At 45.1% G+C, this 25,315-nt stretch carries 19 protein-coding genes and 1 riboswitch; of the genes, 6 read left to right on the forward strand and 13 right to left on the reverse strand.

Translation table 11 applies throughout. The annotated features are described in order from the left end of the window. The first annotated feature begins 139 nt into the window (after positions 1-139). A complete protein-coding gene (locus MHH79_RS17135; protein WP_063334649.1) occupies positions 140-1,087 on the forward strand; it encodes an iron-hydroxamate ABC transporter substrate-binding protein in 948 nt (315 codons plus the stop codon). A gap of 296 nt (positions 1,088-1,383) precedes the next feature. On the opposite strand, the gene MHH79_RS17140 is transcribed toward MHH79_RS17135, so the two are convergent. Both MHH79_RS17140 and sspJ read right to left on the reverse strand, forming a co-directional pair. Continuing rightward, a complete protein-coding gene (locus tag MHH79_RS17140) occupies positions 1,384-2,793 on the reverse strand; it encodes an amino acid permease (RefSeq protein WP_021480593.1) in 1,410 nt (469 codons plus the stop codon). Between the two features lie 103 nt (positions 2,794-2,896). Further along, positions 2,897-3,076: riboswitch (Lysine riboswitch) on the reverse strand. A gap of 116 nt (positions 3,077-3,192) precedes the next feature. Then, positions 3,193-3,333, reverse strand: coding sequence for a small acid-soluble spore protein SspJ (gene sspJ / locus MHH79_RS17145; RefSeq protein WP_003221612.1), 141 nt, complete (start codon positions 3,331-3,333; stop codon positions 3,193-3,195). Between the two features lie 166 nt (positions 3,334-3,499). On the opposite strand from sspJ, the gene MHH79_RS17150 reads away from it, so the two are divergent. Both MHH79_RS17150 and MHH79_RS17155 read left to right on the forward strand, forming a co-directional pair. Then, positions 3,500-3,982: a metal-dependent hydrolase gene (locus MHH79_RS17150; RefSeq protein WP_003228444.1), complete on the forward strand. Its 483-nt coding sequence runs from the start codon at positions 3,500-3,502 to the stop codon at positions 3,980-3,982. Between the two features lie 99 nt (positions 3,983-4,081). After that, positions 4,082-5,935, forward strand: coding sequence for an LTA synthase family protein (locus MHH79_RS17155; RefSeq protein WP_063334650.1), 1,854 nt, complete (start codon positions 4,082-4,084; stop codon positions 5,933-5,935). Positions 5,936-5,962: 27 nt separating this feature from the next. Here the strand turns inward: MHH79_RS17155 and MHH79_RS17160 are convergent, their stop codons facing one another. Continuing rightward, positions 5,963-6,889, reverse strand: a complete 927-nt coding sequence (locus MHH79_RS17160) for a substrate-binding domain-containing protein (protein WP_309530308.1) — start codon at positions 6,887-6,889, stop codon at positions 5,963-5,965. A gap of 110 nt (positions 6,890-6,999) precedes the next feature. Here MHH79_RS17160 and modA point away from each other — a divergent pair, with 110 nt between their 5' ends. Continuing rightward, complete coding sequence (gene modA / locus MHH79_RS17165; protein WP_047183173.1) at positions 7,000-7,782, forward strand: molybdate ABC transporter substrate-binding protein; 783 nt, start codon at positions 7,000-7,002, stop codon at positions 7,780-7,782. Beyond that, positions 7,754-8,446: a molybdate ABC transporter permease subunit gene (gene modB, locus MHH79_RS17170; protein ID WP_129134058.1), complete on the forward strand. Its 693-nt coding sequence runs from the start codon at positions 7,754-7,756 to the stop codon at positions 8,444-8,446. Before modA ends, modB begins: the two co-directional genes overlap by 29 nt. A 30-nt stretch (positions 8,447-8,476) precedes the next feature. On the opposite strand, the gene pgoN is transcribed toward modB, so the two are convergent. After that, a complete protein-coding gene (pgoN, locus tag MHH79_RS17175) occupies positions 8,477-9,307 on the reverse strand; it encodes a glyoxal/methylglyoxal reductase (RefSeq protein ID WP_015483687.1) in 831 nt (276 codons plus the stop codon). A 222-nt stretch (positions 9,308-9,529) separates the two neighbouring features. On the opposite strand from pgoN, the gene yvgO reads away from it, so the two are divergent. Continuing rightward, on the forward strand, positions 9,530-10,015 hold the full coding sequence (gene yvgO / locus MHH79_RS17180; protein WP_003243913.1) for a stress response protein YvgO: 486 nt from the start codon (positions 9,530-9,532) through the stop codon (positions 10,013-10,015). Positions 10,016-10,060: 45 nt separating this feature from the next. Here yvgO and MHH79_RS17185 read toward each other — a convergent pair whose 3' ends face one another. From MHH79_RS17185 to copA, 9 genes are all read right to left on the reverse strand, one after another. Then, positions 10,061-12,073 (reverse strand): Na+/H+ antiporter, encoded by a 2,013-nt coding sequence (locus MHH79_RS17185; protein WP_015714699.1) that lies wholly within the window; start codon positions 12,071-12,073, stop codon positions 10,061-10,063. Between the two features lie 255 nt (positions 12,074-12,328). Next, positions 12,329-14,044 carry an assimilatory sulfite reductase (NADPH) hemoprotein subunit gene (cysI, locus tag MHH79_RS17190; RefSeq protein ID WP_038829347.1) on the reverse strand — a complete coding sequence of 572 codons (1,716 nt, stop codon included), beginning with the start codon at positions 14,042-14,044 and terminating at the stop codon, positions 12,329-12,331. Positions 14,045-14,069: 25 nt separating this feature from the next. Further along, on the reverse strand, positions 14,070-15,887 hold the full coding sequence (locus MHH79_RS17195; RefSeq protein WP_340035171.1) for an assimilatory sulfite reductase (NADPH) flavoprotein subunit: 1,818 nt from the start codon (positions 15,885-15,887) through the stop codon (positions 14,070-14,072). A 170-nt stretch (positions 15,888-16,057) separates the two neighbouring features. After that, positions 16,058-18,382, reverse strand: a complete 2,325-nt coding sequence (gene helD, locus MHH79_RS17200) for a DNA helicase IV (protein ID WP_309530089.1) — start codon at positions 18,380-18,382, stop codon at positions 16,058-16,060. Between the two features lie 193 nt (positions 18,383-18,575). After that, on the reverse strand, positions 18,576-19,184 hold the full coding sequence (locus MHH79_RS17205) for a trimeric intracellular cation channel family protein (protein WP_003219999.1): 609 nt from the start codon (positions 19,182-19,184) through the stop codon (positions 18,576-18,578). 186 nt (positions 19,185-19,370) lie between these two features. Further along, positions 19,371-19,787 carry a disulfide oxidoreductase gene (locus MHH79_RS17210; RefSeq protein WP_015384637.1) on the reverse strand — a complete coding sequence of 139 codons (417 nt, stop codon included), beginning with the start codon at positions 19,785-19,787 and terminating at the stop codon, positions 19,371-19,373. Positions 19,788-19,791: 4 nt separating this feature from the next. Further along, on the reverse strand, positions 19,792-20,460 hold the full coding sequence (gene bdbD, locus MHH79_RS17215; protein ID WP_003228414.1) for a disulfide bond formation protein BdbD: 669 nt from the start codon (positions 20,458-20,460) through the stop codon (positions 19,792-19,794). A gap of 119 nt (positions 20,461-20,579) precedes the next feature. After that, positions 20,580-22,688: a heavy metal translocating P-type ATPase gene (locus tag MHH79_RS17220; RefSeq protein WP_340034754.1), complete on the reverse strand. Its 2,109-nt coding sequence runs from the start codon at positions 22,686-22,688 to the stop codon at positions 20,580-20,582. Between the two features lie 160 nt (positions 22,689-22,848). Continuing rightward, positions 22,849-25,260, reverse strand: coding sequence for a copper-exporting P-type ATPase CopA (gene copA, locus MHH79_RS17225; RefSeq protein WP_340035172.1), 2,412 nt, complete (start codon positions 25,258-25,260; stop codon positions 22,849-22,851). Positions 25,261-25,315: the final 55 nt, after the last annotated feature.

Here is a 25,315-nt window from a genome sequence, read left to right on the forward strand (position 1 = left end):
AGCTGATTTAATAGAGTGTTTTGAACAAAAATGAAAATGCATTTGCAAAAATATCGTGTCAACCGGCACTTGCAGTGGTATAATCACAGATGATAATGATTCTCTTTTTCATTTATTTTTTAGAAAGAAGGTATGAGATATGACACATATATACAAGAAACTCGGAGCCGCGTTTTTTGCCCTGTTATTGATTGCAGCGCTGGCAGCCTGCGGGAATAACTCAGAAAGCAAAGGTTCTGCCTCTGATTCAAAAGGCGCAGAAACCTTTACATACAAGGCTGAAAACGGAAATGTAAAAATCCCAAAGCATCCTAAACGGGTGGTTGTCATGGCAGACGGCTATTACGGCTACTTCAAAACACTCGGCATCAACGTTGTCGGTGCGCCTGAGAATGTATTTAAAAACCCTTACTACAAAGGAAAAACCGACGGCGTCGAAAACATCGGAGACGGCACTTCGGTTGAAAAGGTCATTGATTTGAACCCTGACCTGATTATCGTCTGGACAACACAGGGCGCTGATATTAAAAAGCTTGAAAAAATTGCGCCGACTGTCGCAGTAAAATACGATAAGCTCGACAACATCGAACAGCTGAAAGAATTTGCAAAAATGACAGGAACTGAAGATAAAGCTGAAAAATGGCTGGCTGAGTGGGATAAAAAAGTTGCGGCAGCTAAAACAAAAATCAAAAAAGCGGTCGGTGACAAAACCATTTCCATTATGCAAACGAACGGAAAAGACATTTACGTATTCGGTAAAGACTTTGGAAGAGGCGGAAGCATTATTTACAAAGACCTCGGCCTGCAGGCTACAAAGCTGACAAAAGAAAAAGCCATTGACCAGGGGCCAGGTTATACAAGTATTTCACTAGAGAAGCTCCCTGACTTCGCCGGGGATTACATTTTCGCGGGTCCATGGCAATCAGGCGGTGATGATGGCGGCGTATTTGACAGCTCCATTTGGAAGAACCTGAACGCCGTTAAAAATGGCCATGTCTACAAGATGGATCCGATTGGCTTCTACTTCACAGACCCGATTTCATTAGAAGGCCAACTGAAGTTTATTACGGAAAGCTTGACTAAATAAACAAAAGAGCCGCCTGCCCGCGGCTCTTTTACTGATTTATAAGGAACAGCTCAATTTGAATCATATCAGATATTTTCTTTGAGCCATTCATATTAAGCTGCATCCTCACCGCGATCAGTTTTTTTATCGGGCTTTATGCTGGACAGGCTGAAAAAACGTTTTTCGCATATTCGATTGCCCTTAAGATTTTTCTTTCGATTTCAGCTTTCCTGTCAGCTAGGTTAACGAACGGATTCCTAACAGGAGAAATTGTGATTTTATAAAAAAGACACCTGAGCAAATCAGGTGTCTTTTCATTATGCTTGTTTTTCTTTCTGGAACTTTTTACTCACAAATGGATAAACGATCAAGCCGACAAAGAATAAACCGATGCCGAGGATAAATGTCGTTAAATCTGCTGTGCCTGTTACGATAACAAACACGGAGTATGCACACGCCAGTATCGCGATCAATCCGTCTCTTACACGGGAGCCTTTCAGCTGGTCATACGTTTCACCTTTGATGACTACCTTCAAGCTGTAGATTGCAGATACCAGATACGGAATTAAATATGCAAGTGTAGCCGCTGTCGTTAAAAATGTAAATGCGTCACTTATTGTCCGGGAAATAACCGAGAAAATGAAGACCTGTGACATGACGTTTGTAATAATGAGTGCAATGACCGGACTTCCCTTTTTATTCGTTTTTGCAAAAAATGCCGGGAAATCTCCTGCTTTAGCGGCTTGGTATGGCACCTCAGAGCCGAGCAAAATCCAGCCAAGCATCGTTCCGAATAAACAAAGGATAGCCAAAAGCGCCATAATCACGCTTCCCGCGTTTCCAACAATCGCATAGAGTACATCAACAAATGGTTTTTCAGAGCCGACAAGCTTATCATGCGGCAGAACACCCATCGTAATTAAAGTCACAATAATATATATGCTCAAGGCAATCAGCAAGCCGGTAATTGTCGCACGTTTCACATCACGCTGAGAGCGCGCACGGCCGGACAGGATCACCGCGGATTCAATTCCGACAAACGCCCACAGTGTAGAAATCGCGGCGTTATGAACCTGGCCGCCAATTCCAATGCTTGTGCCGTTTTCTCCTTGAACCGGGAAATAAAAATGACCGAATAATGTCGTTTGAAACACAAACAAACCGGCAACGATAAAGAAGACAAAACCTAATACTTTAGAAAGCGTTGTGACAAAGTTTAATTTACTTGCGCCGTTAATGCTGGCAACAAGAATCGCGTGCGTTCCCCATAACAAGATCGTACATACGGCAAACGTCAGTAATTGGCCGAGTGTCACCTCTTGCCCGCCGATCGAAAACATCTCACGTTTATCAACCAAGATCGGGAAGAACGAAGTCAAGTAACCGGCGAGACTTGTGATGATTGCCACGTTACTGATCCAGCTCGCCACCCAGTAGCCCCACACCATTGTGAAACCTGCAGCGTTGCCTTTTTTCGGGTCAGAAAACAGCGCTCTTGCATAACTTTGCGGTCCCGCTGTCAGTTCAGGCTTGCGAATGGACAAGTGTCCGAACACAAGTGCAATCATCAGCACGCCGGCACCTGTCAAAAGCCAGGCGGACGTAGCTCCAAACGGACTCGCAATTGAAGCAAGCGAGCTCGGCAAGGAGAAAATTCCTGATCCAACCATATTTCCAACGACAAACGCCGTTAATAACCAAAAACCCCATTTTTTTGTCTGTTCCATTCCAGTACCTCCATGATTCTTTGTACGGACCAGACCCCGAGATCATATAAACGCAAAAAAAGCCTGAACAAAAGTCCATGCTTAAAGAAACACACACCCTTGATCTCCGGATAGCCCTCCGCGAAAAAGCACGCGGCAGTCCTGCACTTATTCAGATACAGTCCCAGCATAGAGAAGGATCGGCTTTCTCCACACTTCGGCGCTGATGCCTTTTACACATGTTTAACAGCCCCTGTCAGCCTGGCATGTGTGACTCATCATCCGCGCAACCTCTACCTCACTGAGAAAGAGTGAGGATTTAATTATTCAGTTACTCCCAGAAGGTTATCAAAGAAAGGATGATCTGTCAAAGGGAACAGATGGAAAATACGGATAGAGCCAAGCCCTATCCGCATGTGGTTATCGATTATTTTTCTTTTTTTGCACAGCTTCTTGAAGCGGATCATCTTTTAGAGCTGAACCAGCATCTTCAAGAGCTCCTTGGATTACGTTTTTTTCTTTTTCGGAACGTTTTCCTTTATCTTTATTAAAGAAACCCATTCGTATCACCTCTTTTAAAAAATAGGTACATGTTTAAGATGCCTCTTTCCTGAAAAATTATGCGGGATATTTTTTATCGTCCAAAGTCCTGTTGATCAAACATACATTCTCTTGATATATTTGTAATTCAGAGATTTTTTGCAAAAGATAAAAGGAGAAGCGGCAAATGACAGGAAAAACACACATCATGGGAGGCATCGCTTCTTGTACGGCAGCGGCTTATTATTATGGATTTGATCCAGTGCTTATGGCTGCGTCAGGCGCGGTTGGAGCATTAATACCCGATATCTGCCACACACAAAGCAAAATCGGGAGAAAATTTCCTATTTTATCGAAAGTGGTCAGCTCCGTTTTTGGCCATCGTACCTTTACACACAGCTTACTGTTTATGCTCATCATGTTTTTTATCACTTCTACATACATTCCAGATAAAAACATATCAGCCGGCCTGATGATCGGAATGGCGAGCCACTTGATTCTTGACGCTTGGACGGTGAACGGAATCAAATTATTATTCCCTTCAACGATCCGCGTTCGGCTTCCATTATATATGAAGACAGGCAGTTTTTCTGAGCAGCTCGTGCTAGCCGGCCTGACCCTTGCTTCATGTTACTACTTTTATATGCTGTTTCATGGGCGCATGTTTTAAACATGAGTGCTGAGACTTGTCTGAACCGGCTGTTTTTAGTAGGTTTTACTTAAGAAGCATTTCATGCAGATGATCAAGAAAACGTGAGGAGTCATATTGATGAAAGGAACCTTTTTTCACAATCAGCGGTTTTTATGTTTTTCGATCTTATTTATGTGGATCAAAACGTATGTGATATATAAACTCGGCTTTGATTTGCAAATCGATACTCTGTTGGAGGAGCTAATGCTGCTGGTCAACCCGCTCAGCTTTATTCTTCCTTTATTCGGGATCGGCCTGCTTCTGAAAGGAAACAAGCAGCGGGCCTTTTTGCTGATTGCCAATCTGGTTCTGACTGTCATCTTGATCTCCAATACGATTTTTTACGGCTTTTATATCGATTTTATTACCATTCCGGTTTTATTTCAGGCCAGCAACATGAGCGATATGGGCAGCAGTGTAAAAGAACTGTTCCATCCTCTGTTTATCGCCCTGTTTGTGGACTTGGTTTTTCTGCTGCTGTTCGCCAGAAAAACCAAACACCCACAGACAAAAGCCGCTCCCCGCACGATCAAACGGTACTATGCAGCTTCCTGCGGCATGCTTTTATGCACACTGGCACTTGCAGAAGTACAGCAGCCGAAGCTTTTGGCACATTCTTTTGACCGGGAAATGCTAGTCAAAAGCATCGGTCTGTTTCAGTTCCATATTTACGATACAATTTCTCAGACTGTTAATATCAGCGCGAAAGCTTTTGCCGATGAAGACAGTATAACTGCCATTAAAAACTACACAGAGGCTGATTACAGCAAGCCTGATCAAAGCAAATTCGGTCTTGCAAAGGGGCGTAATGTCATCTTTGTAACACTTGAGTCGACCCAAAGCTTTGTTCTGAATGAAAAAGTAAATGGAAAAGAAATTACCCCATTTATGAATGATCTCATTAAAAAAAGCTATTCCTTTGATCATTTCTATCAGCAAACAGAACAAGGCAAAACATCAGATTCAGAATTTATCGTTGCTAACTCACTGTATCCTTCCCTTAGCGGCGCCGTCTTTTTCACGAAAAGCGACCATCAATTTCATACGATGTATAAATCGCTGAAACAGCACGATTATTATTCAGCCGTCTTTCATGCTAACCATAAAACATTTTGGAACAGAGATGTCATGTACGATACGTTTGGCATTGACCGCTTTTTTGATGTTGATGATTTTCATGTCACTCCCGGGACATCGACAAGCTGGGGCTTAAAAGACAAAGAATTTTTAGAGCAGTCCGCCGAAAAGCTGAAAAGCCTGCCGCAGCCGTTCTACAGCAGTTTTATCACGTTAACGAATCATTTTCCGTTTGAGATTGATGAAAAGGATCAGCTGATAGATGAATTCGATTCAAGCAGTGATCTGTTAAACCGCTATGTGACCACGGTTCGCTATGAGGATGAAGCATTGAAGCATTTTATCCAAAAACTGAAAGACGAAGGCTTATACGAAAATTCGATGATCGTATTTATGGGAGATCATTACGGCATTTCTGAAGCCCATAACGAGGCAATGGCTGAGTTTTTAGGGAAAGACGAAATCACACCGTATGACAACGTTCAGCTCCAGCGGGTGCCGTTTATCATACATATCCCGGGAATCACCGATCAAAAGCCGGAAACCATCCCTGATGCCGGGGGACAGGTCGACGTCAGGCCGACGTTGATGCATTTGCTCGGCGTTGAGACAAAAGGCGATATCCAATTCGGCAATGATTTGCTGTCCAGCGACCGCACCCCATTCGCCGTTCTGCGAAACGGCAGCTTTATTACGAACGATTATATATACACAAAGAACACGTGCTATAGCCAAAAAACAGGTGAAGTGCTGGAAGATCAGGATGCGTGTCTCCCTTATAAGGAGAAAGCAAACGAAGAACTTTCTCTCTCTGATAAAATTATAAATGGTGACCTGCTCAGGTTTTCCGAATGAAAAAATCCCTCTATCAAGAGGGATTTTTTACGTTTCCAACATCACCTTGCCAGTCAGCTTCGTTTCATAGCCGTTTAATTGAGACAAATTCGCCTTGTAGTCCTCAGAATTCAAAATCTCCTTCACGGCCTTCAGCAGCTGCTCATGTTTTTTCAAAACGACGATATCATATTGTTCGTCGATGAGCGGGATAAAATCAACACTGCCCATATGTGCCGCGTGCTGTGCCCCGATTCCCGCGTCAGCCTGTCCGCTTGAAACTTGTGAAGCGGCAGCGTAATGATCAGTCACGATATCGCCATATCCCCCTACATCAGCCGGATTCACACCAAGCAAGCCAAGCTGTTCATCAAGGAGCACCCTTGCGCCAGAACCCTTTTCCCTGTTGATGATCCGGATATCGGCTCTTTTCAAGTCTTTCCAGCCTTGAATGTTTTTCGGATTCCCTTTTTGCACATACAGTCCTGCTTTGCGGAGAACGACATTGATGAGACAAAACGGTTCACCTGTCAAAATCCGCTTCACATAAGGCGCGTTATACTGACCCGTTTCTGCATCGTACAAATGGAGGCTGACAATGTCACACTTGCCTTGATACATATCAATCAGGCTGTTTAAGCTTCCTTTGTATTTACGGAGCGGCGTCTCCTGAATGGCACTCTCCAAATGCTTGCTGAGGAGATCCATCGAAATGTCCTGTCCGCTGATCATGACATTCGGTCTGCCGTCCGGCTCAGCCTCCTGCACCTGTTTCGGCGCTTCTGTTGCAGCGATGGGCTGAGACATTCTCATATTCGTTTTATATTGCTTTAAATCTTCTTCATCCACACGCATCTGCCTTCCGACACGGTAAGCAGGCAGCACGCCTTTTTTAATCAAATCATAAACGGTCAGCTTTGATACCTTCAGCAGACCTGCAACTTCTTCTATCGTATAGGAAGAGGTTTCATTCATCATCATCACTCTCCTATTTTATTATACCTTTTCGTCGAATGTAAAAAAACCCACATAAACCAAACATAATCAGTTATAATTAGTTATATCTAATGATAAGAGGTGCAATCATGTTTAAGAAGTATTCTATTTTCATCGCAGCCTTAACCGCTTTTCTGCTTGCAGCAGGCTGTTCTTCAAACCAGTCTTCAACTGACAGCGAGAAAAAAGTAACGTTAACCATCTCAGCTGCGGCCAGCGCGCAGGATGCACTTGAGGAAATCCAAAAAAATTATGAAAAAGATCATCAAAATATTACCATCCAAGATAACTATGGCTCATCCGGCGCCTTGCAAAAACAGATTTCTCAAGGAGCAGGAGCAGATCTGTTCTTCTCAGCTGCTGAGGATAAATTTAAAAAGCTGATAGATGATGGAGATATCGCAAAAAAAGACAGCACTGAATTAGTCGGTAATGAAATTGTGCTGGTCGTACCGAAAAACGGAGATTCACCTGTGACAAGCTTCAGCAATCTGGCTGGATCAGAAAAAATTGCCCTTGGCACTCCGGAATCCGTACCGGCAGGAGCTTATGGGAAAGAATCACTGACAAAGCTGTCTTTATGGGACAAAGTGAAGGATAAAATTGTGTATGGAAAAGACGTTCGCCAAGTTCTTTCTTATGTTGAAACCGGCAATGTAGACGCAGGTATTGTTTATAAAACAGATGCCCTGGTCTCGAAAAAGGTCAACATTATTGACGAGGCAAAAGCAGATACTCACAGCCCAATTGTCTATCCGTTAGGAATCGTAAAAGATACAAAACACCGTAAGGAAGCGAAGGAATTTTACGAATACCTGCAATCTGATGAAGCAATGAAAGTATTTGAGAAATATGGCTTTACTGCCGAGTAGCATAAGCGCTTCAGAATTTTTCACACCCGTTGTGCTTTCCTTTCAGGTGGCGGCAGTTGCCGGAATTGTTGTCATTATTCTCGGAACACTTGCTGGAGCATGGATGTCACGGGCATCATTTTTCGGAAAAACGGCACTCGAAACATGTTTTATGCTTCCGCTTGTTCTTCCGCCTACTGTTGTCGGTTTTATTTTGATCGTCATTTTCGGAAAGCACAGCTTCATCGGACAAGCCATCGAGTGGATCTTCCGGCAGCCTGTCATTTTCACCTGGTGGGCCGCTGTGATCGCCTCGGCTGTTGTAGCCTTTCCGCTCATGTATCAATCAGCCAAAACCGGATTTGCTGACATTGACCCCGATATACAAGGTGCGGCAATGGTAGACGGCGCAAGCAGATGGAAAGTGTTTATCCATATCTCCGTCCCGCTTGCCTATCCTTCATTGCTGACCGGAAGCATCCTCAGCCTTGCGCGGGCGCTCGGAGAATTTGGCGCAACACTCATGTTTGCAGGGAACATCCCCGGTGTTACGCAAACACTGCCGACGGCGATATATGTCGCATTGGATTCCGGCAACAATACCCTTGCCTGGGCGTGGGTCGTCTGTATTGTTGTCATTTCCTTTTTGATGCTATTTTTCATTCAACAGAAAAAAACGCACTAAAAAAACTCCCCGCAACGGGGAGTTTTTTGATTAAAACAGAAGCTCATCAGGATTTGGACCGACACGCTCATCTTTATTTAATGCGTCAATTTTGTCCATGTCTTCTTGAGACAATTCGAAATCAAAAATATCAGCGTTTTCGATGATACGGTGTTCTTTAATGGATTTTGGAATGGTTACAACTTCATGCTGCAGATCCCAGCGCAAAATCACTTGAGCCACAGATTTATTGTGTTTTTCAGCAATCTGTGTCAGTACTTCGTTATCCAAAAGCTGTCCCTGCATGAGCGGAGACCACGCTTCCAGCTGAATGCCTTGCGCTTTGCAGTAATCTCTTAATTCTTTTTGCGTCAAGCGAGGGTGAAATTCAACTTGGTTCACCATCGGTTTGATTTCAGCATCTTTCAACAGCTCTTCTAAATGATGTACTTGGAAGTTGCTGACGCCGATCGCGCGGATTTTGCCGTCCTTGTACAGCTTTTCAAGCGCACGCCATGTATCTTTATATTTATCTTTGCCAGGCCAATGGATCAAATATAAATCTAAGTAATCAAGCTGCAATCTTTCCAGGCTTTTTTCAAAGGCAGCAAGCGTTGTTTCGTAGCCTTGATCTTCATTCCACACTTTTGATGTGATGAAGAGCTCTTCTCTTGCCACACCGGATTCTTTAATCCCGATGCCAACGCCTTCTTCATTTTTGTAGATCGCTGCTGTATCAATACTGCGATAGCCATTTTTAATTGCCGCTTTCACTGATTCAGTCGCTTCATTACCATTTTCTACTTTAAAAACACCCAGACCGAACCAAGGCATTTCAACTCCGTTATGTAACTTTACAGTATCTTTTAAACTTGTTGGCACTTGAACATCCACCCTTTCACTGAAATGTAAGCGTCTATATTATCTCACATTCCTCTCAGCCGATACCAATAATACGCTTAAGACCCTCTTTTTGCTTCTTTTTTCACAGCACAGGCAAATTCAAACACTATTTTTTTCCTATTTTAACAATATTGAGATTACAAATACATTGAGCAGGGTATGCGTGTAGTGTAACCAAATGAAAACAAAGGAGGAAACAACTTGAAACGTATTCGTATCCCAATGACACTTGCTCTTGGTGCCGCTTTGACAATTGCCCCTTTGTCCTTTGCTTCCGCTGAAGAAAATCCTGCTCCGAAGATGTCGCAGACAACTACTGCTGGAACAACTGCCGCTGATGTAGGTTTAAACGTCAACCTGGATGTACTTGGAATTGCCAACCAAATCGCTGATGCTATCAAATCCGCACAGAACAGGGATGGGTTTGTGAAAAACCTCATGGAGTCTTCCTTCTACGCATCCGGCCAAAAATATAATGTCATGGTTTTTAATTTAAGCCAGGAATATGAAGATCATTTGAACGGTGTGCAATTTTACGGCTCAGCCGTTTACGACGGCATTACGTATGGCATTTGGGTATTTGAAGACGGAACCTTTACAAACAAAGGCGATGGCGGCTGGATCAACTGGGCCTTCAGAGGCTGGTTCGACCGGGATGGCAGCACTGTCGCATTTCATCGCCCTTAATATAAAAAAAGCTGGCGCTCTAACGCACCAGCTTTTTTGCTGCATTTATTCGCCGCCTTCAAGCATGGCGGCTTCGACATCATTAATGTATTGGCGAAGCTCATGGGAAATGTCCCGGGAAATTTCCCTCTCCTCAAAGAGCGTTTGAATTTCATTTCTGATCGCCTGCACAGCCTTCAGCTTCACTTCCAGCTTCTGATTTTCAAAATGGGCACTTGATTTTAACTCATGATGGCTGTGCTCCAGCCTGAAAATTAACTGCTTATAGAATGTAATGACAGATAAAAACACTTCTTTATGCTCTTCCGTCTTATGTTTTTCCAGATATTCTATCGCTGCTTTTGCCGTTTTCACTCTTGTTGCCCGTATCAATCCCGCTTCATTTAAAATCGACATCTCCGGCTTTTTATGTTCACCGAAGAAAATCCAATACATCAGCCTTTTGAGCCTTGTTTTTGATAATCCGACTTTAAACGGGTTGGCATACAAAATTTCCAACTCGTTAAATCGTTCTTGCAGCACATTTGCTGTTTCTTCCGGGATGTCTCCCCGCTCCAGCATTTTCATCAGCGCCTCTTGCTCAGCCTTAACCCCCTGCGCACGGACTTTTCGCTCGTGCTTCTTAATGCGATTAGATGATGTATACTGCTGAAAACGAAGATTTTTCATTTTCTCATTGTATTCAGCTATCACCGCAAGAGAGGCCGTTTTGTTTGTCTCATTCATGTCCTCTTTAATCGTTTGAAGGGCTGTTTTGATCAATTTGCGTCTCGCCGTCAGCAGCTTCTTGTTTCGTTCCTCGTCCTCTTCTTCTTTTTCAGTCAGAATCGGCAGCACAACGGTAGCAATGACAAGCGTGCATAAAATGACGCCGGCTGCTAAAAAGAGAATCAGATTTCTTTCCGGAAACGGCGTACCGTCCTCCAGGAAATACGGAATGGAAAAAGAACCTGCAAGCGTTACTGCTCCACGCACACCGGAAATCGAAATTAACAGCGTCGAACGAAGACCCGGTTTATAGATGTTCTGATCTTTATTAAAGAACCATTTGCCGTTCCAGAAGAACAGCACCCACAGGAATCTCAGGAGCATTAACGTAAATGTGATGACTAGGATATAGCCGATCACCTTCATGTTGCTGATGGCAGTGTCGTTAAAGATAACAGAAATAACATCAGGGATTTGCGTGCCGAGAATAACGAAGACCAGGCCGTTCAAAATAAATAAAATAATGTTCCACGTACTTGAGGAGACGATTTGCAGCTTGATCATCGTAGATTCCAGACGATCCTGTTCAACCGCATGGGTAATACCGCCAGCCACAACAGCTAAAATGCCGGAAACGCCGATTTCTTCAGCTGCCAAATAAATCACAAACGGCGTCAGAATTTGAATCAGCATATGCATCGTGACATCCTGCATGCCAAGGCGGCGCAGAAATAGGCGAAAACGAATAATCAAAAATGAAATGACAACCCCGCACAGCAAGCCTCCGAGAGAAATAAAGACAAAGCTGACAGCCGCTTGTGCTAATGAAAATGCACCAGTCACTGCCGCTGCAATCGCAAACTTAAAGGCCACCAGACCTGATGCATCATTCATCAGCCCCTCACCTTCCAGCAGGCGAAGAATCCCTTTTGGCATTTTCACTCTTCCTGATAATGCGCTGACAGCGACGACATCAGTCGGTGAAAGAATGGCCGCAAGTCCAAAGGCCGCTGCCAGCGGAATAGCAGGAATCATCCAGTGAATCGTGTAGCCGCCTACAATCACAGTCGCAAATACAAGGCCGAGTGCAAGCAATAAAATCGGAGCCCTTAAATTCCAAAGCTCTGCCCGCGGTGTCCTCTTTCCATCATTAAATAGCAGAGGCGCGATAAACAGAACAAAAAACAATTCGGTATTTAATTCAAAATGAAGACCCTGTGGAAATGAGGCGGCAAGAATCCCAAGAGCCACTTGAATCAGTGGCACCGGAATAAACGGAATAAACCGGTTCACGATATTAGAAATCGCAATAATCGTTAATAATACGAGCACAACTAAAAATATGTCCAAATGCATGACCTCCTTCGTCTGTTGTGTGTCGGCATGATGAGCCAAAAAATCTGTTTGTCTAAAAGCCCTTGAGCTAGTCTGGCCTTGCATCCGCTATGTGGTTTCGCAGGAGTTCCCTCCACACTTGTCTTCTTTTATAGTACCCTTTTTAGGGTATTTTTTCTCATGATATGCTCACAGTGAACTTTTTTGCAGCAGAGCAAATTACAGAAAAAAGAGACAGGAAGCTATTCCCTGTCTCTCTTCTTAGTTTTCTCAATCATGAAAATTCGTACCGTCAGTTGTTGCTTTAATAATGCCCGCACGGATGACAAAGTCACCGAAATGCTCGCCTTCCTCGCGTTCTTTCGCATAGCGGGAAAGAAGGACGCGCAGCTCGCTTAAAATGTCTGCTTCACCGATGTTTTCACGATACATTTTGCTTAAACGGCTTCCGTCAAACGCAGCGCCAAGATACATATTATATTTGCCCGGCGCCTTTCCGATAAATCCGATCTCACCGAGCGCATGACGTGCGCAGCCGTTCGGGCATCCTGTCATGCGAATGGTGATTTCCTGATCACGAAGGCCATTTTCGTCAATAATCTCTTCAACCTTATCTAACAGGGTCGGCAAATAACGTTCTGCTTCAGCCATTGCCAATCCGCAGGTCGGAAGAGCGACGCATGCCATCGAGCTGCGGCGAAGCGCTGAATAATGCTTGCCGTCAGTTAGTCCGTACTGTTCAATTAAAGCACTGATTTCTTCTTTTTTATCGCTTGAAACGTTCGCAATCATTAAGTTCTGATTGGCCGTCAGCCGGAACTCGCCTGTATGAACTTTGGCGATTTCCCGCAAGCCCGTCATCAGTTTATAGTCATCGTAATCTGTTACACGGCCGCCTTCGACAAACAGCGTAAAATGCCATTTATCCTCAATGCCTTCCACCCAGCCATAGCGGTCGCCGTTATGATCGAAATGATACGGCTTCGCTTCTTCCAGGCTCCAGCCGAGACGGTTTTCCAATTCTTCTTTTACGTTTTCTAAACCGAGGCGGTCAACTGTGTATTTGAACCGCGCATTTTTACGGACAGAACGGTTGCCGTAATCACGCTGAATCGTAATCGTTTTTTCAGCAACGTCATACATTTGCTCAGGCCGGCAGAATCCGATCACCTTGGCTAATTGCGGATATGTCGCAGTATCGCCATGCGTCATTCCCATACCGCCGCCGATTGCCACGTTAAAACCGATCAGCTTGCCATCCTCGACAATCGCAATGAATCCCAGATCTTGAGAAAAGACGTCAATATCATTAGACGGCGGAACGGCAATACCGATTTTAAACTTCCGCGGCAGATAGAGCGGTCCGTACATTGGCTCGACTTCTTCCTCCGGCGTGCCGGCAACTCTTTCCTCATCAAGCCAAATTTCATGATAGGCTCTCGTCCGCGGCAACAGATCATCACTTAACTTTTTAGACCACTCGTATACCTCTGAGTGGATTTCAGATTGATAAGGGTTTGATGCACACATGACGTTACGGTTTACGTCTCCGCAGGCTGCGATCGTATCCAAAAGTGCTGAGTGGATCGTCTGAATGGTTTTCTTCATGTTCCATTTCAGAATTCCGTGCATTTGGAATGTTTCACGTGTCGTCAATTTTAATGTGCCGTTCCCGTATTTCTGGGACAGGTCATCCATGACAAGCCATTGTTCAGGCGTCGAGACGCCCCCTGGCATACGCACGCGCAGCATGAACTGATATGCGGGCTCAAGCTTCTGCTTTTGGCGTTCATTTCGAAGGTCGCGGTCATCCTGCAAATAACTGCCGTGGTGTTTCATCAGGCGGTTGTCATCATCCGGAATTCCGGCACTGATTCGATCGAGCATCACTTCTTTCAGCGTGCCGCGCAAATAATCACTTTCTTTTTTAATGCGTTCAACATCACTTGGAGAGCCGTCCGGTGCTTTTAGAATTTTGGTCACCATGTTGAAAAACTCCTTTCAAGTCAAATCAATATACATCACGCTGATAGCGTTTTTGCTGCTGCATATCGGCAAGATAAGCCTCCGCTTCTTCGCGGCTCATATTGCCTTCTTTTTCGATAATTTCAAGTAATGTGTGATGGACGTCATGCGCCATATGCTTTTCATCTCCGCAAATGTAAACAGCCGCTCCTTCTTGAAGCCAATCAAACAATTCTGCGCTATGTTCAAGCATGCGGTGCTGCACATATACTTTTTCTTCTGTATCACGTGAGAACGCCACATCCATTTTTGTCAGCACACCGTCTTTGAGCCAATTCTGCCACTCTGTCTGGTAAAGGAAATCCGTGACAAAGTGCTGATCGCCAAAGAACATCCATGCCTTTCCTTCCGCTCCCGTCTCCTCACGCTCCTGCATAAAGGAACGGAAAGGTGCGACGCCTGTCCCAGGGCCCACCATGATAATCGGTGTTTCAGGGTCTTTCGGAAGCTTAAAGTTTTGATTGTGCTGTACATAAACCGGCAGTGTGTCACCCGGCTGCAGACGTTCCGCGCACAAAATCGAGCAGACGCCTTTTCGTTCACGGCCGTGCGCATCGTAGCGGACTGCGCCGATTGTTAAATGCACTTCATCCGGATTTGCGGATAAACTGCTTGCAATCGAATAAAGGCGGGCAGGCATTTTTCGCAAAATCGAGACAAACTCCTGCGCAGATACACTAAATGGGCCATAGTCACGGACGAGATCAAGCAAATCGCGCCCTTCAATATAGGCTTTTACATTCTCCTCATTTCCCGGGGCTAAAAGCTCTCTAAGCTCATCGTTCCCTGTCAGCTGGGCTGCCTGTTCAAGAAGCGGTTTTGTGAGAACGGTAATCTCATAGTGAGAAATCAGCGCTTCTTTCAGCGGACGGACATCACCTTGCTTATTAAGCGTCACAATTTCTTCCGGGTCCCAATTCATTTCCTTAAGGAGCAGCTCGACAAGTTCCGGATCGTTTTCCGGATAGACGCCGAGGCTGTCACCAGGCTCGTAAGTCAGGCCAGATCCTTCAAGAGACAGCTCCACATGGCGTGTTTCTTTATTTGATCCTCTGCCGTTTAAATTTAAATTTTCTAACACTTCAGCCCGAAACGGGTTTGTTCTGGAATACGAAGACTCACCGGTTTGAGACACAGCCGCCGGCGCAGGCGCGGCGCTTCCGCCCCCAGCTTCATTTAATCCCTTCAATACACCCTCAAGCCATTCGGCTGCCGGTTCATCATAGTCAAGATCGCAATCAACGCGCGGAGAAATCCGTTTTCCGCCGAGTTCTTCTAAGCGCTGATCAAATTCTTTTCCTGTCTGGCAGAAAAATTCGTACGAACTGTCACCAAGCGCCAAAACGGAAAAGTGCAGATCTTCAAGCTTAGGCGCCCGTCTTCCGTGCAGAAATTCGTGAAACGACAGCGCGTTATCAGGCGGCTCACCTTCTCCATGCGTACTGACGACGATTAAAAGATTGTTTACCTTCTTCAGCTGATTCGGCTTAAAATCGCTCATGGATGAGACGGTCACTTGAAAACCGCTCTGTTCAAGCTGCTTGCCGGCATTTTCTGCAAGCCCCTGTGCGTTTCCCGTCTGTGAACCATAAAGAACGGTCACTTCTTTTGAAACAGCCGGTGCCGCCGCTTCCGCAGACACAGCTGCCGCCGGCGCACCCGCAGTTTCTTGGGCGGAAACAGATTGAGCGGATAAATATCCGCTCAGCCAGATTTTCTGGGATTCGGTCAAGGTCGGCAGAAGGCGGTTAAGGAGCTCTGCCTGCTCCTGATTAAACGGACTGTTCATTACCTGAAGTTGCAACATATCCACCTCACAAAGTTATAAACTGATCGAAAATTGCATCTAATTGAACTTTACCGGAATACTAGGCTTAAGTAAAATATATTTACATGATGATAACTATTAAGAATCCTAATGATAAAACGGCTATGCTTCATATAAATAAAAAAAAGAGAAGGACTCCCTTCTCTTCATTCAGCCATCTGATATAAGTGAGGCGGCACAGCGGTTACAAACGGACTGGCTTCACCTGTATAAAATACCGCCAGCATGTGCATCGCACGGGTGCACGCAGTATATAAAAGCCTGCGGTCGTGCTCTGTATGATAGTGTTCTTCAGATGCATCATAGACAAGCACTGCGTCAAATTCAATTCCCTTCGCTAAATACACCGGAATCACGCAAACACCCTTTTGAAATGGTTGATTTTCTTTATGAATCAGGCGAACATCTGTATATTCACTCATGTGGGCGTGCGCCTGTATGCATTGCTGCGCAGTCTTGCAGATGACGGCTATTGTTTCGTGCCCTTTTTTCTTGAGCCGGCCAATTTCTTGCGCGAGCTTTTGGCAAAGGCTCTCATGTCCTTCAGTTTTGACAACGAGCGGCATTTCCCCGCTTCTATTAAACGGCTCAATATCCACTCCATCTTGAAGCATCGCTTTGGTAAACTCGACAATCTGCCTTGTTGATCTGTATGTTCTCTTTAAACGAACATACTCAGCAGGCTCATCCTCAAAGCACGCATCCATACGCTGATCCCCGTTTATGGTATGCGCGTAGATGGACTGATTGATATCACCGAGCACTGTCATGCTGGCAGCCGGAAAAATGCTTCTCATGTAAGCCATCTGAAACGGTGAATAGTCCTGGGCTTCGTCAATAAATAGATGTTTGATCTTCGTATTTTTCTTTCTGCCCTCAATCAGATCCTGCATATAAAGAAACGGTGCCGAGTCCTCATAGAGCAATTTATTATCCGTAAATGCCGAACGGGTCAGCTCACCTATCGCGGCCATCTTTTCATGCTGAAATTTCCCTCCCAAGCCAGAAAACAATTGCAAATACAGCTGTGAAACATCAAGAAATGCAAGGAGCCTGACTGCCTGCTTGAGCGGTTTGAAAGCTTTTTTCACAATGATGGCGGCAAGCAGCTGCTGCTCTCTTTGATAATCGTTAAACGTACTCTCGCTGAACCGTTTCCTTTCCTGCAGTTTTTTGTACACGTCCAAGTAGTCCTCTTTGTCAAGCAGCTCAGCTTCATGAACAACCCAATCCTTTCGCCGTTCCTTTTTCTCAAGCTTGTTAAGCTCACTGAGCAGCCACTTCGCGGTTTGCTCCATCCGATTCGGAATGGAGTGATTTTGATCCAATGAGTAAAAATAGGATTGAATTTGCTCCTTTGTGATCAGCTTGTGTCCGCGGAAGATGATATTTTTAAAAATCATCCCTTCAGAGGAAAGCCGTGTGACGTATTCATCAATGAATTGCTGAAAGGATAAACCCGCCTTCCATGTGATTCCCGCAAGCCTTGTTGGAAAATCGCCTCCCTTTGTTTCGGTCAGGCAATATTCGAGCTGATCAAAGGGGCTTTCACATTTGAACTTGCGGCCAAGACGATGCTCGATATATTCCTGAAACGTCGCCTGCTCCATATTCTCTTCTCCTAGCTCAGGCAAAACCGAGGAGACATAGCTGTTAAATAAGAAGTTGGGAGAAAACAAAACGATTTGTCCGGCATCAATGACGCCGCGGTGCCTGTATAACAAATAAGCGACACGCTGAAGCGCAGCCGATGTTTTCCCGCTGCCAGCCGCTCCCTGCACGATCAGGACCTTGCTTTTTTCATTACGGATAATCTGATTTTGTTCTTTCTGAATCGTAGACACGATGTTTTTCATTTGGGTATCGGAGTGATGACTTAATACCTCTTGCAGCATTTCATCACCAATCGTCATATCGGTATTAAACATCGCCTTGAGATCGCCGTTTTTGATTATAAACTGGCGTTTCAGCACCATTTCCCCTTCTATCGTTTCACCGGGCACCTCGTACTCCGCTTTTCCTGGGGAATAATTGTAGTACAAACTTGATATCGGCGCCCTCCAGTCATAAATCAGAAAGTGTTCCTCCTTCTCATCCAAACAGGAAGCTAAACCGATATAAATTCGCTCTGCCTGCTCCTCGCCGTTTTCAATAAAATCAATCCGGCCGAAATAAGGCGATTTTTTTAATTGATGAATTCGTTTGAGCTGCTGATCCATGCGCCGATGATTGTGTTCCCGATCAGACAGCAGCTCTGCCTGCTGCTTAATGCTTGCCATCGTTTCAATCGCTTCATGGGCATCATCAAAATTAACCTTAACATCCTCCCAAAAGCTTTTTCTTAATCCGATGATATCATGCTTCAACCCGCCCGCAGACGTTTCCAGAAACCGCTCTTTTTTTTCGAGCTCCTGCAGCACCTCATCTATTCTCGACTGCTCTTCCTTCCATTCCTTATCCTGCTGATTCATGAACGGCACCTCCAGAAAATAGTTGACAAACATAGATGAAATACTGTAAAATATAATTGGATACATATATTAAACATATAATGAAAACTGGCAAATACAATTTATAATAGCACATTCACCCAACATCGTTCAAGGTTTGGGTTATTTATATGCAGAAAAAACCGATTTCACATCGAAATCGGTTTTTTTGCTATTAATTATCTAAGCGAAAAGAACGGTTTGGCAGCTTCCAATTAAACATATAGGAACAAACCCGGCAAACGACGAGCACGAAAAACAGAACGTACAAGCCGAACGAGTTCCCCAGCCAGCCCAAGCCGACGATTAAACCGCCGAGAGCCGCCCAGACTGCATAAATTTCTGCCTTCAGCACAAGCGGTTTGCGCCCGGCAAGAAGGTCACGGATGATTCCGCCCCCGCTTCCCGTCAGCACAGCAGCCACGATCACGGCACTAAGCGGATGGCCCATTTTGACGGCATACAGTGCGCCTTGGATAGCAAAGGCAGCGAGGCCGATCGCATCTGATAAATTGCCCCACTTATTCCAATGCTTCAGCAGCAGCTTCGGAAACAGAAACACAATTGTAATAGATAAAAGCGCGATTTGAAAGTACGCTCCCTGCTCCCATAGCGCTGACACCGGAACGCCGATCAGCAAGTTGCGGATCGCTCCTCCTCCAAAAGCGGTGACAATCCCTAATATATAAACTCCTAAAATATCATATTCCTCTTCCATCGCAACAATTGCGCCGCTGACTGCAAACGCAATGATGCCAATCACACTGAGCAGCTCCCAAGCCATTCTGATGACTCCCTTTTATGTTTGTTAAATTTTCTGATGACCTCTAGATTTTATAATCGCTCAAGGGTAAAATCAATAACATTTTTATGAGAAAAAAAGATAAATTTAGAGGGAATACGGCTATTGCTGATGGACATGAGTTTGCGAAATTAAAAAAGCGCCCGGCATACGCGGGCGCTTTTTTTGTTATTCAGATTTTTCGCCTTTCAGCAGGCACATAAAAATGATAATCAGGATAAAAGCAATCAGGGCCAGGAATGGAATCGTAATAAAACCAAACCAGTTAATATATTGGCCCGAGCACGGCACGCCGCTTACACACGGCTTAATGCCGCTAAAGCCGGGCACTTTTTGCTCTAAGTAATGCATGGTCGAAATGAATGCCCCTATAATCGCCATCGGGAGCACATATTTTTTCACTCGTGTGTCCCCTTGAAAGGTGGCGATGCCTAAAATCAGGACGAGCGGATACATGAGAATACGCTGGTACCAGCACAGTTCACATGGAATAAACTTTCTGATTTCACTGAAATACAGGCTGCCCAGCATAGCGATAAGAGCTACAACCCAGGAAGCATATAAAAATACGATTCTATTTTTCATATCGTTACTTCCCTTTCAGCTCTTTTTCTATTGTCTCTTTAATTTCATCATAATCCGCAAAATTTTTGATCACTTTATCATTGACGTAAATCGTCGGTGTTGCCTGTATGTTCATTTTTTGATTAAGGTCAGAATCCTTTTCCACTTGAGAAGCGAATGTTTCCTTATCAAGATTTTCCTTGAGTGTCTCAGGTTTTATCTTTGTGGTGCTTTTTGCAAGATCACCGAGGAGGCCTGGGGTTACCCATTCCTGTTCCGTATCCGGCTGTTTTTCGAACAGCTTTTCATGGAAATCCCAGAAAGAGTCAGGGTCTTCCTTCCATACTTCTTCAGATGCAAGAGCCGCTAATCTTGAACCTTTTCCATGGAACATGACGTTCACGAAAGAAAATTTCACATCGCCCTTATCAATAAAGTCTTTTTGTATTTTTGGAAAGATGTCACTGTTAAACACCTTGCAAGACGGACATTTGTAATCTCCGAATTCTACTACAGTTACCGGTGCATCGTCCTTGCCAAGCACAGGCTGCCCTTTGATAGACGGCTGTCCGGAAACCGCATCATTGCCTTGTTCCGTTTTGTTATTAATGATGACAATGGCTGCTAGCAATACAACAACCACAACCGTAAGGATGACCGCGAATTTCGCAGAAGACTGCTGTTTCTTTTTCACTCCGACACCTCATCGTTTTAAAATTAAAAAAGAAGCGGATCGCAATTGACCCACTTCTTTATTTTAACAAGACAAGCGCCTATAAGAAAACCCCGAAAAAATGAATTCTCTCCGACAATTTATCTGTTTTCGAGACGCATGACGCGCATCGCGTTTGCCACAGCGAGCAGTGTAACACCGACATCTGAGAAAACCGCTTCCCACATGGTTGCAATTCCAAATGCTCCAAGAATGAGAAAGATCGCTTTCACACCTAAAGCAAAGCCGATGTTTTGCCACACGATTCGCCGTGTCCGTTTCGCAATCCGAATCGCTTCTGCTATTTTTGACGGCTGATCTGTCATCAGCACGATGTCTGCGGCTTCTACCGCGGCGTCTGAGCCAAGGCCTCCCATCGCAACCCCTATATCTGCGCGTGCAAGCACCGGCGTATCATTGATGCCGTCACCGACAAAAATGAGTTTTTCACTAGGCAAAAGCTTAGATTCTAATGCTTCGACCTGCGCGACTTTATCTTGCGGCAGCAGCTCTGCATATACCTCACCAATCCCAAGCTGTTTTCCGACGGCTTCTCCCGTTTGTTTCGAATCACCCGTCAGCATAGCTGTCTGTTTGATCCCAAGCGACTTCAGATCAGCAACCGCCTGTGCTGCGTCTTCCTTTACTTCATCCGCTATGATGATTGCTCCGGCATAGCGTTGATCAACAGCAACGTGTACGATTGTTCCAGCATTTTCATCCGGGACATCCTCAATTTGTTCTCTTTCCATGAGCTTTTTATTCCCAGCAAGGATCTCAGTTCCATTTACCTTTGCAAAAATGCCGTGGCCGGAGATTTCTTCGTATGACTCTATCTCATCGGAGGAAAGCATTTTCCCGTAAGCTTTACGCACAGATTCAGCAATCGGATGCTGTGAATGAAGCTCAGCGTATGCCGCCGCTTCAAGTAATCTATCCTTTGTAAAACCTTCCGCGGGTTTGATTTCCGTCACTTCAAAGCTGCCTTTTGTTAGTGTTCCCGTTTTATCAAACACCGCAAATTTGACTTGATTCAAGGCTTCTAAATAATTGCTTCCCTTTACAAGCACTCCGGCCTTTGAGGCCGCTCCGATTCCGCCGAAGAAACCGAGCGGAATAGAGACAACAAGCGCACAAGGACAAGAAATCACTAAAAAGATAAGCGCGCGGTACACCCAATCAGAAAGCGCGGCGCCAGAAAGAACAAGCGGCGGAACAAAGGCCAGCAATACCGCAATGATCACCACAGCAGGTGTATAATACTTGGCAAACTTCGTGATAAAGTTTTCTGTCCGGGCTTTACGGCTGCTCGCATTCTGAACCAAGTCTAATATTTTTGATACTGCTGATTCCTGATAGCCCTTTGTGACTTCAATATGCAGAACGCCGTTTTGATTGATAAAGCCTGACATTACATCTTGTCCTTCCGCAGCTTTTCTCGGAACGGACTCACCTGTTAAAGCAGATGTATCAACCATCGCTGACCCTTGCACGACTTTACCGTCCAGGGGTATGCTTTCTCCCGGATTAACCACAATGATGTCTCCTGTCTGAACGTCCTCCGGGGAAACCTGTTCGATGCCGTTCTTTGTTTTGAGATTGGCGTAATCAGGCCGTATGTCCATTAACGCACTAATTGATTTTCTGGAACGGCTGACCGCGGCTCCTTGAAAAAGCTCACCGATTTGATAAAACAGCATAACGGCGACCCCCTCAGGGTATTGCTGAATCAGAAAGGCGCCGATTGTGGCAAGAGCCATTAAGAAATGCTCATCAAACACCTGACCGCGGATGATGTTTTTGACTGCGCGGATCATAATATCACCGCCGATAATCAAATAAGCACCGAGGAAAAGGAAAAATTCAATGGTTCCCGAATGAACCAAATATGCCGCTGCGCCGAGAATGACAGCCGCCGCCATTCTGATCAGCATATTGACCATTCGATTACGATAGCCATCACCAGCTGATTTCTTTATATGCTTTTGGCGAACCGTTACATGCGGATCAATTGATTTCACTTTTTTCTCTACTTTGTTCGTAACCCATTGCTCTTCTTTCCCATCGGCTGAGACAGTTAAGGTGCTTGCCGCAAAATTTACCGCGCATCCGTCAATGCCTTTTATGCCTTTGACTCCATTTTCGATTTTTTGGGCACAATTGCTGCAATCCAAACCGTCCAGAACGTATTCCTGTTTCACTAGTCTCACCTTACCTTCCGATTTAGGGTTCCCTCTTCAAAGCGTATCAATGAGTATTGCATTCATTTTAATATATATGAGCATATACTCATATATAAGTTATACCTATTATATGTTGTTTTCCAAGAAAGTGTCAATAAAAAACAAAAACCGGCATATGGCCGGTTTTTTATTTTACTTTCTGAAGACGAAGAGCATTCAGAACAACGGAGACGGAGCTGAATGCCATTGCTGCTCCTGCTATCCACGGTGCTAAAAATCCAAGTGCTGCGACTGGGATGCCGAGGCTGTTATAGCCAAGCGCCCAGAATAAATTTTGTTTAATGTTTTTCATTGTCAATCTGCTCATGCGGATTGCGTCGGCAATGCTGTTTAGATCGCCGCGAATAAGTGTAATGTCTGCTGTTTCCATGGCAATGTCCGTGCCAGTTCCAATCGCCATGCCGATGTCAGCTGTGGCAAGCGCCGGCGCATCGTTAATTCCGTCGCCTACCATTGCCGTCTGGCGGCCTTCCTTTTGCAAGCGGGCGATTTCCGCCGCCTTTTGTTCAGGAAGAACTTCCGCAATGATATTCGCAATTCCCGCTTCCTTCGCGATGGCTTCTGCGGTTCTGCGATTGTCTCCTGTCATCATGATGACATCAAGGCCCAACTCTTTCAGACGGGCAACAGCCTTCCGCGACGTGTCCTTAATCGTATCTGCAACCGCTACTAGCCCAGCTGCTTCTCCATCAATGGATACAAGCATAACTGTTTTCCCTTCTGCCTCTAGCCCTTCCATTTTGGCGAGAAGAGCCCCATGCTCGACCTGTTCGCTCTCCATTAATTTTCTTGTGCCGACGAGAATGCTTTTTCCTCCGGCTTCAGCCAAAATGCCTGCGCCGACTTTTGCTTCAAAGCGGGTAAGCTTCGGTATCTCAAGCCCTTTATCTTTCACGCCAGCAATAATCGCTTCGCCAAGCGGATGCTCTGATCCCGTTTCGGCTGCCGCTGCAAATTGAAGCAAATCTGTTTCTTCAAAACGGCCGAATGGAATGGCATCCGTCAGACGCGGCTTCCCGTTTGTCACGGTTCCGGTTTTATCAAGAACAATGGTATCGAGACGATGTGTTTTTTCTAAATGCTCGCCGCCTTTAAATAAAATCCCGAATTCAGCAGCGCGTCCAGATCCAGCCATTATGCTCGTCGGAGTGGCAAGACCGAGGGCGCAAGGACAGGCAATGACAAGAACCGCAATGAACTTGCTGATCGCATCAGCAAAATCGCCAGGAGCCGCCCAAAGGTACCAAATGAGAAAAGTGAGAACGGCAATCCCCAATACAATTGGCACAAAAATGCCTGAAATCTGGTCAGCGAGACGCTGGATCGGCGCTTTTGACCCTTGTGCTTCCTCAACAATTTTGATGATATGAGAAAGCGCAGTATCCTTTCCGACGTTGACAGCTTTAATTTTCAGGAAACCGTTTGCGTTAACGGTTGAACCTGTCACGCTGTCACCAGGATTTTTGTCAACAGGAAGACTTTCTCCTGTAATCATCGATTCGTCAACCGCTGAGCGGCCTTCAACCACTTCTCCGTCGACAGGAATTCGTTCGCCTGGTTTGACGTAAACAATGTCATTAACAAGCACTTCGTCGATCGGGATGATTTGCTCCTGTCCGTCTCTTACAACAGTCGCTGTTTTCGCTTGAAGCTTCATCAGCTTTTTAATCGCATCCGAGGAACGGCCTTTTGCTTTTGTTTCAAACAACTTGCCTAATAAAATCAGCGTCAGCAAAATCGCGCTTGTTTCATAGTAAAGGCCGTCTGTATGCCCGTGAGAGCCAAGGCTTTGAAAAGTAAGATAAAGACTATAAGCGTAAGCAGCCGTCGTACCGAGGGCGACCAATACATCCATATTGGCGCTTTTATTTCTGAGCGCCTTATACGCACCCACATAAAACGGCCAGCCGATCAGAAACTGGACTGGTGTCGCCAGCGCAAATTGCATCCACGGATTGAGAAATATATCCGGTACCCAAATGAATGATGTAAATGTAAAATGGCTCACCATCGCCCAAAGCAATGGAAATGACAGGACAGCTGAAAAAATCAGTCTCGCCGTTTGCTTCCGTTCTTCTTTCTTTTTAGTAGCAGCAGCCTCACTGTCCTGTTCACCCTTCAACTTTAGCTTATATCCAAGCTTATCTACCGCTTCTTTCAAATCGCCGACAGACGCTTCTTTTGGATTGTATTCGACCGTAACTGTTTCTAAAGCGAAGTTTACTGGAGCGTTTGCGACGCCTTCTATTTTGTTAAGCCGCTTTTCAATCCGATTGGCGCAAGCTGCACAGGTCATGCCTTCAATATCGAATTCAGCTTTTTCTGTAACGACGTGATAGCCCAGCTTCTCTATTTTTTCTTGAATCGCTGCAGTCCCTGTTTCAGCAGGATCGTAGATTACATTTGATGTTTCCGTTGCCAGATTAACATTTGCATCCGTGACACCGGGCATCCGCTTCAGGCCTTTTTCAATTCTGGCAGCACATGCCGCACAGGTCATACCAGAGACCTGCATCGCGATTTCCTTTTGTTCACTCAACATACTCACTCCTTTATATACACCTGGGGGGTATATAAAAATGAAAGAAATATCG

This window comes from Bacillus sp. FSL K6-0993 (genome assembly GCF_037977205.1).
GTDB classification, from domain to species: domain Bacteria; phylum Bacillota; class Bacilli; order Bacillales; family Bacillaceae; genus Bacillus; species Bacillus subtilis.

Bases quoted from the DNA above. Each gene is read 5' to 3' on its own strand.
- MHH79_RS17135 (WP_063334649.1), top strand. From the start codon at position 140: ATGACACATATATACAAGAAACTCGGAGCCGCGTTTTTTGCCCTGTTA.
- MHH79_RS17140 (WP_021480593.1), bottom strand. From the start codon at position 2,793: ATGGAACAGACAAAAAAATGGGGTTTTTGGTTATTAACGGCGTTTGTC.
- sspJ (WP_003221612.1), bottom strand. From the start codon at position 3,333: ATGGGTTTCTTTAATAAAGATAAAGGAAAACGTTCCGAAAAAGAAAAA.
- MHH79_RS17150 (WP_003228444.1), top strand. From the start codon at position 3,500: ATGACAGGAAAAACACACATCATGGGAGGCATCGCTTCTTGTACGGCA.
- MHH79_RS17155 (WP_063334650.1), top strand. From the start codon at position 4,082: ATGAAAGGAACCTTTTTTCACAATCAGCGGTTTTTATGTTTTTCGATC.
- MHH79_RS17160 (WP_309530308.1), bottom strand. From the start codon at position 6,889: ATGAATGAAACCTCTTCCTATACGATAGAAGAAGTTGCAGGTCTGCTG.
- modA (WP_047183173.1), top strand. From the start codon at position 7,000: ATGTTTAAGAAGTATTCTATTTTCATCGCAGCCTTAACCGCTTTTCTG.
- cysI (WP_038829347.1), bottom strand. From the start codon at position 14,044: ATGGTGACCAAAATTCTAAAAGCACCGGACGGCTCTCCAAGTGATGTT.
- helD (WP_309530089.1), bottom strand. From the start codon at position 18,382: ATGAATCAGCAGGATAAGGAATGGAAGGAAGAGCAGTCGAGAATAGAT.
- MHH79_RS17205 (WP_003219999.1), bottom strand. From the start codon at position 19,184: ATGGCTTGGGAGCTGCTCAGTGTGATTGGCATCATTGCGTTTGCAGTC.
- MHH79_RS17210 (WP_015384637.1), bottom strand. From the start codon at position 19,787: ATGAAAAATAGAATCGTATTTTTATATGCTTCCTGGGTTGTAGCTCTT.